Source organism: Mesorhizobium xinjiangense (assembly GCF_009749525.1).
Lineage (GTDB): Bacteria > Pseudomonadota > Alphaproteobacteria > Rhizobiales > Rhizobiaceae > Mangrovimarina > Mangrovimarina xinjiangensis.
In genome coordinates this window covers 15,634-31,413 of record NZ_WOAC01000029.1, presented here as the reverse complement: position 1 = coordinate 31,413, position 15,780 = coordinate 15,634, and the positions used below count along the sequence as shown (strand labels likewise).

The window sequence follows — 15,780 nt, the reverse complement described above, 5'->3', positions numbered from 1 at the left end:
GATGCTGACGCTCTACGGCAAGGACTATTCATCACGTCTGCTGCTCGGCACGGCGCAATATCCCTCGCCAACGATCATGGCCGAGGCGGTCGCGGCGGCCGGGCCTGCAATGGTCACTGTATCGCTGCGCCGGGAGACGGCGGGCGGCAAGACGGGCGGGGAATTCTGGTCGCTGATCAATGGGCTGGGCGTTGATGTCCTGCCCAATACAGCCGGCTGCCACACGGCCAAGGAAGCGGTCACCACCGCGCAGATGGCGCGCGAGATCTTCGCCACAAACCGCATCAAGCTCGAGGTGATCGGCAATCCCGACACGCTCCAGCCCGATGTCTTCGGCCTCGTCGAGGCGGCGGAAATCCTGGCCGCAGACGGCTTCGAGGTCTTTCCCTATACGACGGAGGACCTCGTCGTGGCCGAGCGGCTGCTCGACGCCGGCTGCCGCGTCCTCATGCCCTGGTGCGCGCCGATCGGCTCGGCCAGGGGGCCGCTCAGTATCGACGCGCTGCGCTCCCTGCGCGGCTATTTTCCCGACACGCCGCTGATCGTCGATGCCGGTATTGGGCGCCCCTCGCATGCGGCGATCGTCATGGAACTGGGCTTTGACGCGGTGCTTCTCAACACGGCGGTCGCCAAGGCCGGCGATCCGGTGAAGATGGCTGCTGCCTTTGCCGATGCCGTCAGGGCGGGCCATTCGGCCTTCGAGGCCGGCATGCTGGAGCCGCGCGACATGGCGGTTCCCTCCACTCCGGTATTCGGAAAGGCGGTGTTTTCGTGAAGCTCGACCCCTTCTATCTCATCGTCGACAGCGCCGACTGGATCGCGCGGCTCGTCCCGCTCGGTGTCAGGCTCGTGCAGCTTCGCATCAAGGAAGCGCCGGAGGCGGCGCTGCGCGAGGAAATCCGGCGCGCCAACGCGATCTGCGCGGAGCATCGCTGCCAGCTCATCGTCAACGACCATTGGCGGCTGGCGATCGAGGAAGGCTGCGACTTCGTTCATCTCGGTCAGCAGGATCTCGCCGCGGCCGACCTGTCCGCGATCCGCGATGCCGGTTTGAAGCTCGGCCTGAGCACCCATGACGAGGCGGAACTCGAAACGGCGCTGGCGGCCAAGCCCGACTATGTCGCGCTCGGCCCGATCTACCCGACCATCCTGAAGACAATGAAATGGGCGCCGCAGGGGCTGAAACGCCTCGCAGCCTGGCGCGAGACGGTCGGCGCACTGCCGCTGGTCGCAATCGGCGGGCTTAACCCCGAGCGCCTGCCCGGTGTCTTCCAACACGGGGCGGACAGCGCCGCGGTGGTGACCGACATCACGCTCAACGACGATCCGGAGGCGCGCACACGTGAGTGGATCGCCGCGAGCGCGCAATGGCGATGATCGAAGACACCCATGTGCTTGTCGTCGCCGGCTCGGATTCCTCGGGCGGCGCCGGCATTGCGCGCGACATCGAGACGATCGCGGCCTTCGGCCTGCGCGCCTGTTTGTCCGTAACCGCGCTCACCGTGCAGACACATGAGCGTATCGAGCGCATCGAGCTCGCCCCACCCGACCTGGTGACCGCGCAGATGCGCGCCGCGCTCGGCGCCAATCGCATCGGGGCGGTCAAGATCGGCATGCTGGGCTCCGGCGGCACGGTGAAGGCCGTTGCCGCCACGCTGGCCGAGCACCCCCATATTCCGGTCGTCCTCGACCCGGTCCTTGCCGCCACTTCCGGCCGGCCGCTTCTGCCGGAGCGCGATATCGTGCTCATGCGCCAGCGCCTGATGCCGCTGTGCACGCTGGTGACGCCGAACCTTCCCGAACTCGCTCTATTGACTGGCTCTGCCATTCCATCCGATCGGGCGGACGTGGAGGCGCAGGCGCGCCGCCTGCTCGAGACGGGCTGCGTCGGCGTTCTGGTCAAGGGCGGGCACGCCGACGATGCCGAAGCCGCCGACCTGCTCGTACGCCCCGGCCGGCCTGCCCAATGGTTCAAGGCACCGCGGGTCGCATCCGGCCTGCGCGGCACGGGCTGCATGCTGGCCAGCGCCATCGCCGCCGGCCTGGCGGATGGCGCGTCGCTGGAAGACGGCGTCCGGCAGGCCAAGGCGCACGTCCTGCAGCGCCTGCGCGAAGCGGCGGCCTAACCCGCCCTGCCGGCCGCCGGGTCCGGTTGCGCGGACCCGCCATGCGGACTGTCCGGCTCTTCGATGCGATGCCAGGCGACATAGAGTGCGGGCAGGAAAAGCAGCGTCAGAAGCGTCGCTCCGGCGAGCCCGCCGGCGATCGTGAAGGCCATCGGACCCCAGAACACGTCCTGCATGATCGGCACCATGCCGAGAATCGCAGCCGCTGCCGTCAGCAGGATCGGCCGCAGGCGATGCATCGTCGCGTCGATGACGGCTGTCCAGTCATCATCGCCGGCCGCCCGGTCGCGCTCGATCTGGTCGACGAGGATGACCGAGTTGCGGATGATCATCCCGGCGAGCGCGATCAGACCGAGGATCGCCACGAAGCCGAGCGGCGAACCGGTCAGGAGCAATATGGCGACGACGCCGATCAACCCGAAAGGCGCGACCGAAATGACCATGAACAGCCCCTGGAAACTCTGGAGCTGGATCATCAGAACGATCAGCATCAGCCCGACCATCAGCGGCATCTTGTCGAGCAGCGACTGATTGCTCTGGGCGCTCTTTTCCACCGTGCCGCCTTCCTCGATCGCCGCGCCCGCCGGCAGGTCCTGGCGGATTGCGTCGATGTCGTTTGACAGCAGCCGGAAAACGGTCGGCGCCTCGAGGCCCGGCGCCGGATCGGCCTGCACCGTGATCGTCGGCAGCCGGTCACGGCGCCACAGATAGGCGTCGTCGAGCGTATATTCGAGGTCGGCGAGCTCGGCCAGCGGCACTGACGCGCCGGTCGCCAGGCTGATCTGGAGATTGCGCAACGTATCGAGCGACAGGCGTTCGCTCGCTCCGGCGCGTGCAACCACGTCGATGAGATAGATCGAGTCGCGCAGCTGCGTCACCGTCGTGCCGCTGAAGACCGAATAGAGCAATTGCGACAGCGCTTGCGAACTCAGTCCGAGCTGTCTTGCACGGTCCTGGTCGACGACCAGGCGCACGGTCTTGTTCTTCTCGCTCCAGTCGAGATTGACCCCTTGGGCGGCGGGCGACTGGCGCAGGAGATCGGCCACGCGCGCCGCGGCCGCGCGCGTTTCCTCGGGCGTGGCCGCACTTACCCGGTACTGAACGGGCCAGCCGACCGGCGGCCCGAGTTCGAGCAGCGAGACGCGCGAGACGACGTCGTCGAAGCCGTCGGCAAAGGCCTTTTCCAGCTTGGCCTTGAGGCGGTCGCGCGCGTCGAGATCCTTTGCCACGACGACGAACTGGGTGAGAAAATCATTGTCGAGCTGGATGTCGAGCGGCAGGTAGAAGCGCACCGTGCCGCCGCCGATCGTCGCCGAGTAGCGTTCGACGTCCGCGTCGCCGTCGAGCAGTTTTTCCACCGCATCGGCCTGCGTCGCCGAAGCCTCGATGGAGGCGTTTTTCGGCAGCGTCAGGGTAACCAGCAGCTCCGGTCGGTCGGATGCGGGGAAGAACTGGCGTTGCATGTAACCCTGCCCGTAGAGCGCCAGGGCGAACAGGGCCAGAGCGGCGGCGATGGTCACGTATCGATGGCGCATGCATGCCGTCAGAACACGCCTGAAAGCATTGCGTCCGCGCTGGATCGGCCCTTCGCCGTCCCGCCGGCGTGCGGCGAACTGCGACGGCAGGACCGTGACGCCGATAACCGGCGCAAAGATGACGGCAACGAACCAGGAGGACAGGAGCGCCATCGTCATGACGGCGAAGAGCGAGAAGCAATACTGGCCGACCATGCTGTCGGCAAAACCGACGGGCAGGAAGCCGAGCAGCGTGACCAGCGTCCCGGTGAGCATGGGAAAAGCCGTCGATACATAGGCGAAGGTCGCCGCTTTCAGCTTCTCCATTCCCTCCTCGATCTTCGAGATCATCATCTCGATCGTGATCATGGCGTCGTCGACCAGCAGGCCGAGCGCGATGATGAGCGCCCCGAGCGAAACGCGCTGCAGGCTGATGCCGAAGACATGCATGCCGATGAAGACGATGGACAGGACGAGCGGGATCGACAGCGCCACCACCAGGCCGGCGCGCAGCCCGAGGCTCAGGAAGCTGACCGCCAGGACGATGACGATCGCCTCGAACAGCGCTTCGGTGAAACTGCCGATCGCCTGGCGCACGACCTGCGGTTGGTCGGAGACCAGAACCATGTCGACACCGATAGGAAATTGCTGCTGCAGGCGTTCGGCGGCCTCCCTCAGCCCGCGGCCGAACTCCAGGTTGTTGCCGCCGGAGCGCATGGAAACGGCAATGCCTATTGCCGGCTTTCCGTTGACGCGGAACATCTTCTCCGGCGGGTCGACATAGCCGCGTTCAATCGTGGCGATCTCCGTCAGCGGATAGAACCGGTTGTTGACGAAGAGATTGACCGCCGCCACGCCCTTCTCGCTCGGGAAGGCGCCGGAAACCTCCAGCAGGACGTTTTCATTCTTGGTGGAAAGGACGCCGGCCGGGGCCACCGCGTTCTGCGCCGCGACTGCCTCCAGAACTTCGTTGAAATTGAGCCCCAGCGCGGACAGCTTTGCCGGCGAAAAGGACAGGTACACCTTCTCGTCCTGTGCGCCGAATATGTCGACCTTGCCGACGTCGCGAACGCGCAGGAACGCCGATCGCGCCTGCTCGGCGAAGTCGCGCGCCTCGCGCTGCGTGTAGCCGTCCACCGTCAGCCCGTAGATGATGCCGTAGACATCGTCGAACTCGTCGTTGAAATACGGTCCCATCACGCCGTCGGGCAGCGTGTTTTCGGTGTCGGAAACCTTCTTGCGCACCTGGTACCAGATCCAGGGAATCTGCCCGGCATCGGTCGATTCCAGAAGATTGACGAAGACCACCGAGACGCCCGGCTTGGTGTAGCTCTTGATGTAGTCGAGATGAGGCGTTTCCTGCAGCTTCTTCTCGATGCGGTCCGTCACCTCGCTCATCGTATCGGCGGTGGTCGCGCCGGGCCACACCGTCTGGACGACCATGGTCGGGATCGCGAAATCCGGATCCTCCTGCCGTCCGAGATTGAAATAGGATAGCACCCCGCCGACGAGGCAGATCAGCATGAAGAAGAAGACCAGGGTACGGTGCCTGACCGCCCAATCGGACAGGTTGAAGCCGTTCATTGGACGGCGACCTTCTGCACCGAGACGTGCTGGCCCTCGGCGAGCGAATTGACGCCGGCGACCACCACGAGATCGCCCTTCTCGATGCCGCCTTTTATGATCACGCCGTCCGTCTCGTAGCGCAGCACGTCGACGGGGCGCCTGGCCACGGTGCCGTCCGCCTCCGACGCCACCCAAACGGCCGGCGTATCGCCGGTCTGCAGCAGCGCCGATGTCGGTATGCGGACGAACAGGCCGCCGGGGACTTCGGCACGGCCGACGACGATCGCGCCGAGCCGCATGTCGTCTGGTGCGTCCGGCAGCGAAACCTTGACATTGTAGGTGCCGGTCGTCGGGTCGGCGTCGGGCGCGATCTCACGGATCTCGCCCCGTGTCATTTCCGACGGCTTGCCCTGCAGCCACACCGAGACCGGCATGCCCGTATGGGCGTAGGGGACATGACGGGGCGCCACGGCGAACACCGCCTCGCGCTCGCCATGGCGGGCAAGCTGCACCACCATCTGGCCGGCCGAGACGACCTGGCCGACATCGGCTCCGGTCTGCGTGATCACGCCGTCGGTCGGCGCGACGAGCTGGGTGTATTTGAGCTGATCCTGGGCCAGTTTCAGATTGGCCTCGGCGCTTTCCAGGCTCGCCTGCGCGCCCTGCAGGGCCTGGAGCGCCGATTCATATTGCTGGCGCGTCGTGAAGCCGTCATCGAGCAGCTTCTTCATCCGCGCTTCCTGCGGCGTGGCCTGATCGACGCCGGCGCGGGCCGACGTGACCTGTGCCGCAGCTGCCGTTAGCCTGTTTTGGTAATCCGTCGGGTCGATGCGCGCCAGCAGATCGCCTGTCTTGACGACATCGCCTGTGTCGATCCTGCGCTCGATCAGGCGGCCGGTAACGAGAAATCCGACGTCCGATGTGGTGCGCGCCTCGATCCGGCCTGTGCCCTCGACGGAGGCCAGCGGCGATTCTGCGGGGTTGATCTCCATGACGCGGACCGCCCGCGGCGGCGCCGGGGCGGCCTCTTCCTGTTCACTGCAGCCTGCTGCCACAAGCAATCCGGAAAGGGTGAGGATCAGTGCGAAGCCGGCCGATCGCAGAGGGAAACCGAGAACCATTTGTGACTACCCTCATTCGGCGCTTCGAAAAAGCGCCGCGCGGCCTCATCGATGATTCCCCTACGATAGGAAATGTTTCACGATTTCGGTCTTTTGATCAACCCTGTTGCCCACCGTGGTGTCCGATGCGCTAGCGCGCGTTCGCTTCAAACGGAAACGTTTGAAGCAAAGATATGCGCGCCAGATCAATATGTTGGAACATGTACCTTTCGCTCAAACGATTCCGTTTGAGCGGGACATGTTCTAACCGCCCCGCAGGCGGCGGGCCAGTTGGTCGCCGAGCCGCATGGCGAGCGCGACGGCGGGCAGCGTCGGATTGGCCTGGCCGGCAGTGGGAAAGACGGAACTTCCGGCGACGTAAAGGTTCTTCACGTCATGGACGCGGCAATGGGCATCGACGACCCCCTCGCGCGGGCTGGCCGACATGCGCGTCAGGCCGATCTGGTGATAGCCGTCGACGGCCTGCTCGAAGACCTGCCGGGCGCGTTGTTCCGGCGGGCTCAGATAGTCGAGACGGCCGAGCCCGTTGCGGCGCAGCCAGCCATCGAGCAGGGCGTGCGACGCAACCACCGATTCGATGTCGTTCGGCGCGAAACGGTAATCGACCCGCAGCCGCGGCCGCGCGGCGTCTGCGGCTTCCTCGTCCAGCCGTACCCTGTTTGCCGGGTCCGGCGATTGCTCGGCGTGGTAGCGCAGCAGATAGGTGCTTTTCGGATTGACCAGCGCATACATCCTGTTGCCGAAGCGGTGGCGCAGGAAATCGCCGAGCACCCGCGCGCCATCGGCCAGAAGCATGGGATCGCGGCGCACATTGTCCCAATGCCTGACGCGCCCTGGCGCGACATGGGCAAAGGACGGCGCCAGGCCCTTGCCCCAGCGGGCGTGGAGGCCGAGCGCCGACAGGCCGAGATAGGCCAGGGACAGCGCCCCGCTGCCATGGGCGGGATCGGCAATGGAGACGCTGTCCATCCAGAACGCCGCATTGAGCAGCCCGTCGCGCATCTGAGCACCGGACGTCACCGACAGACGCCTGCGCTCATAGGCGCTGCGCCCGCTGCGGGTGTACCACAGGCTTTTGGCGAGGGCCGGGTCGTTGATGTGAATCCTGGCCAGGTAACCGGTCAGGTGGCCGGTGTAGAAGCGCCCGAGCGGACCGTCGAGACCTGCGAACTTGCGCGGCCAGCGGCGCTGGGTGGCCATCAGAAGCCGCGCGTTCTCGAGACCGCCGCCGGCCAGCACGAAGCACCGTGCCTTGACGCGAAGCGGACCCGAAGGGCGTGTCACGGCGATCTCGGTGACCTCGTCGCCATCGGCGTCGAGCGCGATCGCGTCGGCGCTGCACCGGGTATGGACGCTGATATGCCGCGACGACCTGAGTGCCTTGCCGTGGAGGCGGCCGAGATCGGGGACCATGCTCCAGAATTCGAGGCCGCTGGCGCGGATATCGTCCAGCTCGCGGCGGTGCGGCGGCAGGGGCGGGGCTGCAGGATCGCCGCATCCCAGAAAGCGCAGCGCGTCTCCATAGTAGGCAGAAACGTCGCCGTGGCTGAGCGGCCAGCCCGAATGAGGGACGTGCTGGCGCGGTTCGAAATCGATGTCGTCGAAGGGAACGCAGCGACCGCCCCACAGCCGCGACGTGCCGCCCACGCCGCGCGACGCGATGCGTCCGGCATCGGCGTGATGGTCGCCCGGGGCCTCGATCAGGCCCGGCCCGGCCGAAGCCTGCGCCTTCTCCGGTCCGCCCGCCTCCAGGACGGTCACGGAAAGCCCGTGGCCGGCACATTGGAAGGCAAGCGCCAGTCCGGTTGGCCCGGCGCCGATAATGCAGACATCCGTTGCGGCAGGAAGATCCGCCTCCTCGCCGTGGATCATGCGGCAGGTCGCGGCGTGACGGTGGAGTTTTCAAGCTGGCTCGGACTCTGCCGAGCCGCCATGCCGCGATGACCGGACATTGGGGATTTCCTTATTGTGTTCCAAGCGGCAAGCGCAATGGATGGTGCAAGACTTCGCCCCGAATGCCCATCATGATGCTGTAATGCGGCGCAGCCGGCTTGAAAAGATCTCGGCCAGCATCGGCATCGGTCGCGGCCGTTGCGCACCGGCGCGCAGGCCTTTCAGCATCAGGACCATCGGCCGTTCGAGGAACTCGTAGGAGGCAATGCCGATTGCCGTTCCCGCGAGGATTGCAATGGCGATGGCCGCTGGTGCCGGGACGGCGAGCAGGGCGGCCACCTTGAAGACCACGGACATCGCCAGCGTATGCCACAGATAGATGGAGTAGGAGCAGTCGCCGAGATAGCCGAGCAGCGCCAGACGCGGCGCACTGCCGGCCCTTTCAAGCATGAGCGCGCCGACCATCAGCATTGCCCCGAGCGGCCCCAGGACGAAAGGATGAAGACCCTTGAGGGTTGCCCCGACGAAGGCGAAGCCGCAAAGACCCGCAATGACGAGGCCGATGCCGAGTGCTCGCGAGGACGACACGCTTTTGAGCCACCAGGCCCCGACCAGCATGCCGAGACCGAATTCGAGCAGGATCGGATCTGTATAGGCCGACAGCACCGCGCCTTGCGGTTGGAAGAGGGCGCCCGCCGCAACACATGCGCAAAGCATGCCAATGAGCGAGGCGAGGCGAAGCCGCGGCTGCAGGAACAATATGCCGGCAAATAATATATAGAAAAACATTTCGTAGTTGAGCGTCCATCCCTGCACCAGCACCGGCCAGGGCTGGCCGGTGCTGGGCGAGAGGTGAGGAACGAACAGATAGGACGAGACGACGTGCTCGAGCGTCAGCGTCATGCGTGGAAACAGCCCGGCCAGGCCGCCCAGCACCATCACCGTCGTGGCGACCCAGTAGAGCGGTACGATGCGCTCGATGCGATCGCGCATGAAGCGGCCGGGCGTTATCGGCCGGTCGGCGGCGATGACCCACATGATGAAACCGCTGATGACGAAGAAGATGTCGACGCCTGCCGCACCGATGATGAAATGCGTGCCGCCCTTTTCGGCGGCGTGGAAACCGACGACCGAAAGGGCGGCCACGGCACGCAGATGCTGGATCGTTTGCAGCTTTTTCATATCATCGCGCCGCTTTGATCGTCGTCATCGTGGCACCGCCATGCCCGGTGCGGGCCGCCGCGTCCGTTCCGGTTGGGCGCCGGATGCACGGGTCAGCAGACGCGGCGCGGCGATGAGCCCGGCGGCGTAGTAGAGGAGGAAGGCCCCGATCGAATAGGGATTGACCATGTCGAGCTCGAAAAAGGACCGCACGAGAAGCATCACCGTGACGCCGAACAGGGTGAACGAGGACGACCGGTCGATGCCCGTCAGCAGGCGGCCGAAATATCCGGCCAGGACCTTCGCCAATGCAAGGCTGAACAGAAAGACGCCGACAAGGCCCAGTTCGACATACATGGCGATATAGGTGTTGTGGAAATGAAAGCCGGTGCGCGAGCGGATATAGAATTCCTCCCACAGCCGTTCGGCTTCGGCAAAGCCGTGGACCCAATAAGCCTGGTAGCCCACGCCGAAGATCGGCGTACGGGCGCCCGCTTCCATGCCCTGCGCCCACAGATAGGTGCGGCCGGTCAGCGTCGTGTCCTTGCCAAAGGCGCCGAGGACGAAATCGAGCAGACCGATTTGAAAGGCGGCCACGCCGGCCATGAGCGCCAGCAGCGAGCCCAGGAGCAGGAGCGCCAGCCTGGCCCTGGCGCGGAATAGCAGTAGACCGGCAAGACCGACGAGGCTGGCCAGTGTGAGTACGGTGGCGATGATCGACGTCGCCGACTGCGAGGCGATCAGGCTGTAGGCCGATAGGATGCCGGAGATCGGTACGAATGCGCGCCATGCCCCGCGCTCGCGTGTCACGAAGGTGGCGATGAGGGCGAAATAGACCCCCAGTGAGGCGAAGAAGCCGAGCTGGTTCTTGGAGGTGAAGGCGCCGACGAAGGAATAGCTGCCGTCGAACGGGTCGTGGTGGTAACGCCCGAAGGCCAGCGAATAGATGAGCACGACAAACACGCCGCACAGCGTTCCGAGCGTCACAGTGCGCACGCTCATGGTGCGCGCCGCGATCAGGGCGCAGACGATGTGCGACATGAACTGGATGGCGGCCCGGGCGGTAACGCTCGGCGCGGCCGACCAGAATATGGAAAGGCATGCGAAAAGCCCGAAGGCCAGGATCCAGTAATAGCGGGCGTAATTGCCGAGCACCTTGCGGTAGTCGACCAGCACCAGTGGCAGCCACAGGGCGTAGTAGAGCAGGATCGATACCTGTCCGAAGATCGCGGAATAGGCAAAGACGAAGACCGACACGGCGATCGCGGGGATGCCGTAGAGCGCGTTGCGCTCCGGGTCGATCAGGGCAGCCTTGGCAATCCTCATCCCGGGTCCTGACGATTTCTGGCGCGGCCGGTGCGGCCGTTACTGCACGGGAACGGGGAGAATATCGACCTTGACGACGTCGCCGGGATGCACGGATGCGTTCTCGTCGACCTCGGTTTCGACCGTCTCGCCATCCTCGTTGCGCACGAGAAGGTAGCGCATCGGCGCTTCCTCATCGCCCGCGCTGACCGCCGCTTCCGGTGAATTTGCCAGGGCCTCGCCCATCAGGTCGCGGTACATCGCCATCTTGCGGTCGACCTGGTCGATCTCCGCCTCGGCCTGCTGGCGCTGCTGGACGATTTCCGTTTCGCGTTCGCTTTGCAGGTCGGCCGCGTCCTGTGTCGCCTCGCTGAAATCCTGCCTGGCGCGCAACATGGCGGTCTCCATGTCCAGCACCTTGCTGCGCAGATCGGCCGCCGTCCGCTCGATCGAAAGCACGCGCGAATTCACCACCAGCCCACGATCGGCCAGATTGCCGATGCCTTCGAGTTCCTTGGTGGCCAATTCGATCTGGCGGTTCTGCTCGACGATCTTCTTCTGCAGCGACTCGATCTCCTTGGTCAGCAACTCCTTCAGGTCGTCGATTGCGTCCAGCCGCACCTGCAGCCGGTTCAGGCGCGCCTTCTTGAACGCGGTTTCGTCGGCCATCAGCGTGTCGGCATTGGGCGCGCTCGTCACCTCCTCCGGCCAGGCGATCTCCTCGCTGCCGCTACCCTCGGCGATCAGCCGGGCGCGGCGGGCCAGGAGACCGTTGCGCCGCGACACCAGCACTTCGTAATTGCCGCGCGCGCTGATGAAATCGCGCTCGAAGCGCTGGCCCGTTTCGCTGCCACGGCGGATGCCGCCGGCCAGACTAACCGCCTTGAGAACGGTCAAGCCGGGATCAAAGGCGTACCGCCCGGGGGTCTCGACGTCGCCGGAAACGAAGATCGGCCGGAACTCGGCGATCTCCACCGACGCGTCCGGCTCGTCCATCAGGGCGAATTTCTGGCGCAGCTTTTCGCTGATCTCGGCCGCGAGCTCGGCAGTCGTGCGGCCCGATGCCGGCAACCGGCCGACGAAGGGCAGGGAGATATCGCCGGACGGCCCGACGACATAATCGCCGCTGATCGAGGTCCAGTCGCGCACCGCGGCCTCGGCCGTCTGCCATTCGACGACACGAACGCGCAGCTTGTCCTGCGGCCCGAGCGTGTATTCCTGGGCGTGGGCCGACACGCCGGCAAGCGTCATGGCGAGGAGGGCGATCATGGCGAAGGCGGCACGGATGAGTCTCCTGGCCCTGGCGGCCGGACCGGCCGCGCAGGCGTCCTGCCGGCCCGCCGGCATTGAACGAGGCGGTCTCAATAGCTGCCCCTCGAGGTGACGACTGCCGGAAAGGTTTTCGCGATGATCTTCAGGTCGATGAAAAATGACCAGTTCTCCACATATTGCCGGTCGAACGCGACGCGCGTGCCGTAGGACACGTCGTTGCGGCCGCTGATTTGCCACAGACCCGTGAGGCCGGGGCGCGATTGCAGGTAGTAAGTGGCGGCCGGTCCATAGAGATCGAGTTCGTCCTTCACCACGGGACGCGGGCCGACGATGCTCATCTCGCCGCGCAATATGTTGAACAATTGCGGCAGTTCATCGAGGCTGAGCTTGCGCAGGACGGCGCCGACACGCGTCACGCGCGGATCGTTCTGCAGCTTGCGCGTTTCGCGCCATTCCTGGCGGCTTTCGGGGTACATGGCGAAGTGCTGGTTCAGGACCTCGTCGCCGTTTTCCACCATGGTGCGGAATTTCAGGCAGCGAAAGGCCCGCCCGTTGCGGCCTATGCGCGGGTGTCCATAAAAGACCGCGCCGCCGTCGTGCAGCTTCACCAGCAGGGCCAGCATGGCCAGCAGCGGGCTCAGCAGGATGACACCCGCCATTGCGCCTCCAACGTCGAAGCTGCGTTTCACGATACCGCCGGTGGGCGGGCCCGCCTCGCCGACCGTGCCCTGGCGGGGGCGTAGCGCAAGGTTGGCCAGTATCGTGGCGTATCTCATATCTCTCGCTCCGTCATGGCGCTCAAGGGTGATGGAATTGCTGCAGCGCAACACGCACTTGGTATAGCGTTGATTGTATCAGTCGTGTGATGAAATTCGGGCGGATACCTTTGAAGTGTTCATATTTTGTAACATTGTGACACAATACGATCTTTGTCAAAAATATATCATGCTATACAATTTTGTTACTAGTTGGCACAATTAATGTGCATCTGTGTATATAAATTAATCAGAATTAGACGTTGTTGTGAGGAATAGCGATTAATATTTAAACATCGGATAAATTTGTAGTATAATTCTCAAAGAATATATCATATTAGAATCAAGTAATTTTAATGAGTCATCTCGCTCGGAGTGGAGTTGTTGCATTGCGCTTCAATTTTCGTGCTTGTCAAATATGTCTCACCTTGTCCTTGTTGGGTTTGGAGACCTGTTTCGTCAGCACGGTTGCACGGGAAATCATCATTGCCTATATTTGAAAGTTGAGGGCTGTATAGGGCGATCTTTTCGCTCGAGGATAAGTCTGCCGATTGTGTTTGCGGTCGCGCAGCATTTTCTCGGGCGGAACTTCCGGGGGCGGGAGGTATTGGGCAATGGCTGCAATCTTGCAAGCGGCGAGTGGGGCGGGTTGAATGTCCATCCCACTGTTTTTGCGTGGATTTCTGGCCGTTCTGGCCGTCTTTGCCTTGACCACCTATATCGCCACCCAATCGCTCTGGACAACGCTCGTTCAGACCCTGATCTGCGCCGTGCTGATCCAGTTCGGCTATTTCGTCGCCGTCCTTTTCATGATCTGGCGTTCGGGAACCAGGCCCGGAGGAGACGACGCCGACGAGAATGCGGAAGGCGTCGGCGATGAGGAGCCGGCCGGCACGGAAATCGCCCGTCTCCCGACCGCATCGCGCTCCCGGCAATCCTGATACTCGGTGTTTCGTCCCGGCATTTGACAGCGACCCGGCTTGAAATCCGCCGCGGCGGCGTCCAGCTTATGGCCGCAATTCTGGGGCTTGCTTGGAAATCCGGTTCCGCGGGCGGCGGGCCGATTCACAAATGATCGAGGTTGATTTGGTATCCCGGGAGAGCAACGGCGTTTGCGCCATCATCGCCGCGAGGAATGCGGCCCAGACGATCGGGCGGGCGGTTGCCTCGGCGCTCGTCCAGCCGGAAGTCGTCGAAGTGGTCGTCGTGGACGACGGCTCGGACGACGATACCGGTTCCGCCGCGCTGGGTGCCGACGACGGCACCGGGCGGCTCAACGTTCTGCGACTGGACACGAATCGCGGCCCGGCCTTTGCGCGCAATCATGCGATTGCCAATTCGGCAGCGCCCCTGATCGCCATCCTGGACGCCGACGACTTCTTCCTGCGCGGCCGTTTCGCGCCTCTTTTGGCGACGGACGACTGGGACCTCGTGGCCGACAACATCGTTTTCATAGACGCCGCGATTGCGACGGACGGAAGGGAGTTCCAGGTGCGGCCCTTCGAGCCCAATCCGCGCTACCTCGACTTTGCGGCCTTCATCGAGGGCAATATATCCCGCCGCGGGCATCAGCGTGGAGAGATCGGCTTTCTGAAACCTGTGATGCGCCGCGCGTTCCTGCAACGTCACGGAATTCGCTACCGCGAGGAATTGCGTCTTGGCGAGGATTACGAACTTTACGCGCGCGCGCTCGCCAATGGCGCCCGCTACCGGGTCATCCAGGATTGCGGTTATGCGGCCGTTGTCCGTCCCGATTCGCTCAGCGGCCAGCATCGGACCATCGATCTCAAGCGCCTCTACGAGGCCGACCGCCTGATCCTGAAGATGCCGGGCCTGTCCGCGGAGGCGATCGCCGCCTTGCGCCGCCACGAGCGGCAAACCCGCGATCGCTTCGAACTGCGCGACTTTCTCGACGCCAAGGCGCGCGCCGGGCTTGGCGGGGCGGCGCTGCATGCTTTGCTGCGGCCGGCGGCATGGCCGGCCATCATTGGAGGCGTTGCGGGCGACAAGGTCGAGGCCCTGCGCCGGCGCGGGCCCGGCGTGGCAAATTCCGGGCCGCAAGGGCTGCGCTATCTGATGGCCGACGACGGCGCTCAGAAGTAGTCCTGGCGGATGTCGGCGAGGATTTCGCGAAGCCGGGTCTTGCGCGCCTGCAGAACGGCATCGGCGCTCAGTTGCGGTTCGGCTTCACGCGCCTGGCGCAGCGCCCGCACCGCCGGTGCGGCCAGCAGCTGCTTTGCCATCCCGCGCAGTCCCGTGCCGACCTCGTCCGTGCGCGCCAGCACCGTCGTGTCGCCGTCCGGCCGCGCCTCGGCGGGCCGCGGCGCGAAGCTCTTGCCTTCGTACGACACGCCCCAGAAGCGCGCGCCCTTGGTGATCGCCTCGGCGCGCGAGGACACCGGCACCGGTCGCGGCCTGTAGGTCACGCCCAGGGTCGCTGCCCAGTCGTTCCATTTGAAGCTGTTGATTTCGCTCGACGTGCTCACCGCCACCCACGGCACCCGAAAGGCGTCGGCCAGAATGGCGGCATGCATCGATTCGGCGACGACCAGCCGTGACTGCGCGATGGCGCGGATGACCGCCTTCGCATCGCCGCGCGGATCGACATAGGTCAGCCCCGCCGCCTCGCAGACAGCCGGCCAGACCCCGCCGACGGTCGACTTCCAGTGCGGCAGGAAGATCGCGTCGTGGATCTTGGCCAAACCCTGGAATTCAGGCATGTCGGCGACCATGACGGCGGGATCGATCACGCCGAGCTCGCGGTCGATACCGATTCGTTCCGCCGTCAGCGGGCCGCGCACGCAGCGTATGTCCCACGCCCCGGCATCGGAAATGTCGGGCGGCGCGCCGTAGCCGAAGCCGCTGCCGACGACGAGCTTGCGGCCACCCGGCGCAAGCAGATCCCGGTTGAGCACGGTGCCGACGCCGACGAGCAGCACGTCGCGATGAACCTCGCGAAATCCCGGCAGCAGATAATCCCACAGCCAGAGATTAAGATCGTCGCCGAAATTGCCGTGCGCGGATTCCCAGTAGTACGGCTTCATGCGCTCTCGCTCTTCGACTTCAT

At 64.7% G+C, this 15,780-nt stretch carries 13 protein-coding genes; 5 read left to right on the top strand and 8 right to left on the bottom strand.

Annotated elements, in window-relative coordinates:
* Position 1 precedes the first annotated feature (1 nt).
* Genes GM909_RS22890 through thiD form a run of 3 tightly spaced genes read left to right on the top strand, consistent with a single transcriptional unit; the run spans position 2 to position 2,126 of the window.
* The gene (locus GM909_RS22890) at positions 2–775 is read left to right on the top strand and encodes a thiazole synthase (RefSeq protein WP_157019530.1); all 774 of its coding nucleotides are present in this window, start codon (positions 2–4) and stop codon (positions 773–775) included.
* On the top strand, positions 772–1,377 hold the full coding sequence (locus GM909_RS22885) for a thiamine phosphate synthase (protein ID WP_157019529.1): 606 nt from the start codon (positions 772–774) through the stop codon (positions 1,375–1,377). Before GM909_RS22890 ends, GM909_RS22885 begins: the two co-directional genes overlap by 4 nt.
* The gene (gene thiD, locus GM909_RS22880; protein WP_157019528.1) at positions 1,368–2,126 is read left to right on the top strand and encodes a bifunctional hydroxymethylpyrimidine kinase/phosphomethylpyrimidine kinase; all 759 of its coding nucleotides are present in this window, start codon (positions 1,368–1,370) and stop codon (positions 2,124–2,126) included. Before GM909_RS22885 ends, thiD begins: the two co-directional genes overlap by 10 nt.
* On the opposite strand, the gene GM909_RS22875 is transcribed toward thiD, so the two are convergent.
* From GM909_RS22875 to GM909_RS22845, 7 genes are all read right to left on the bottom strand, one after another.
* Positions 2,123–5,224 (bottom strand): efflux RND transporter permease subunit, encoded by a 3,102-nt coding sequence (locus tag GM909_RS22875; protein ID WP_157019527.1) that lies wholly within the window; start codon positions 5,222–5,224, stop codon positions 2,123–2,125. The two genes, thiD and GM909_RS22875, sit on opposite strands and share 4 nt — an antisense overlap.
* Complete coding sequence (locus GM909_RS22870) at positions 5,221–6,327, bottom strand: efflux RND transporter periplasmic adaptor subunit (protein ID WP_157019526.1); 1,107 nt, start codon at positions 6,325–6,327, stop codon at positions 5,221–5,223. Before GM909_RS22870 ends, GM909_RS22875 begins: the two co-directional genes overlap by 4 nt.
* A 243-nt stretch (positions 6,328–6,570) precedes the next feature.
* A complete protein-coding gene (locus GM909_RS22865; protein WP_157019525.1) occupies positions 6,571–8,199 on the bottom strand; it encodes an FAD-dependent oxidoreductase in 1,629 nt (542 codons plus the stop codon).
* Positions 8,200–8,349: 150 nt separating this feature from the next.
* On the bottom strand, positions 8,350–9,402 hold the full coding sequence (locus tag GM909_RS22860) for an acyltransferase family protein (RefSeq protein ID WP_157019524.1): 1,053 nt from the start codon (positions 9,400–9,402) through the stop codon (positions 8,350–8,352).
* A 24-nt stretch (positions 9,403–9,426) separates the two neighbouring features.
* The gene (locus tag GM909_RS22855; RefSeq protein WP_157019523.1) at positions 9,427–10,707 is read right to left on the bottom strand and encodes an O-antigen ligase family protein; all 1,281 of its coding nucleotides are present in this window, start codon (positions 10,705–10,707) and stop codon (positions 9,427–9,429) included.
* 39 nt (positions 10,708–10,746) lie between these two features.
* The gene (locus GM909_RS22850) at positions 10,747–12,033 is read right to left on the bottom strand and encodes a polysaccharide biosynthesis/export family protein (RefSeq protein ID WP_235912034.1); all 1,287 of its coding nucleotides are present in this window, start codon (positions 12,031–12,033) and stop codon (positions 10,747–10,749) included.
* A 14-nt stretch (positions 12,034–12,047) separates the two neighbouring features.
* On the bottom strand, positions 12,048–12,734 hold the full coding sequence (locus tag GM909_RS22845; RefSeq protein WP_157019522.1) for a sugar transferase: 687 nt from the start codon (positions 12,732–12,734) through the stop codon (positions 12,048–12,050).
* A gap of 632 nt (positions 12,735–13,366) precedes the next feature.
* Here GM909_RS22845 and GM909_RS26415 point away from each other — a divergent pair.
* Positions 13,367–13,654, top strand: a complete 288-nt coding sequence (locus tag GM909_RS26415) for an exopolysaccharide production repressor protein (protein ID WP_157019521.1) — start codon at positions 13,367–13,369, stop codon at positions 13,652–13,654.
* A 130-nt stretch (positions 13,655–13,784) separates the two neighbouring features.
* Positions 13,785–14,816: a glycosyltransferase gene (locus GM909_RS22835; RefSeq protein ID WP_157019520.1), complete on the top strand. Its 1,032-nt coding sequence runs from the start codon at positions 13,785–13,787 to the stop codon at positions 14,814–14,816.
* Here the strand turns inward: GM909_RS22835 and GM909_RS22830 are convergent.
* Positions 14,807–15,757: a polysaccharide pyruvyl transferase family protein gene (locus GM909_RS22830; RefSeq protein ID WP_157019519.1), complete on the bottom strand. Its 951-nt coding sequence runs from the start codon at positions 15,755–15,757 to the stop codon at positions 14,807–14,809. The two genes, GM909_RS22835 and GM909_RS22830, sit on opposite strands and share 10 nt — an antisense overlap.
* Between the last annotated feature and the right edge of the window lie 23 nt (positions 15,758–15,780).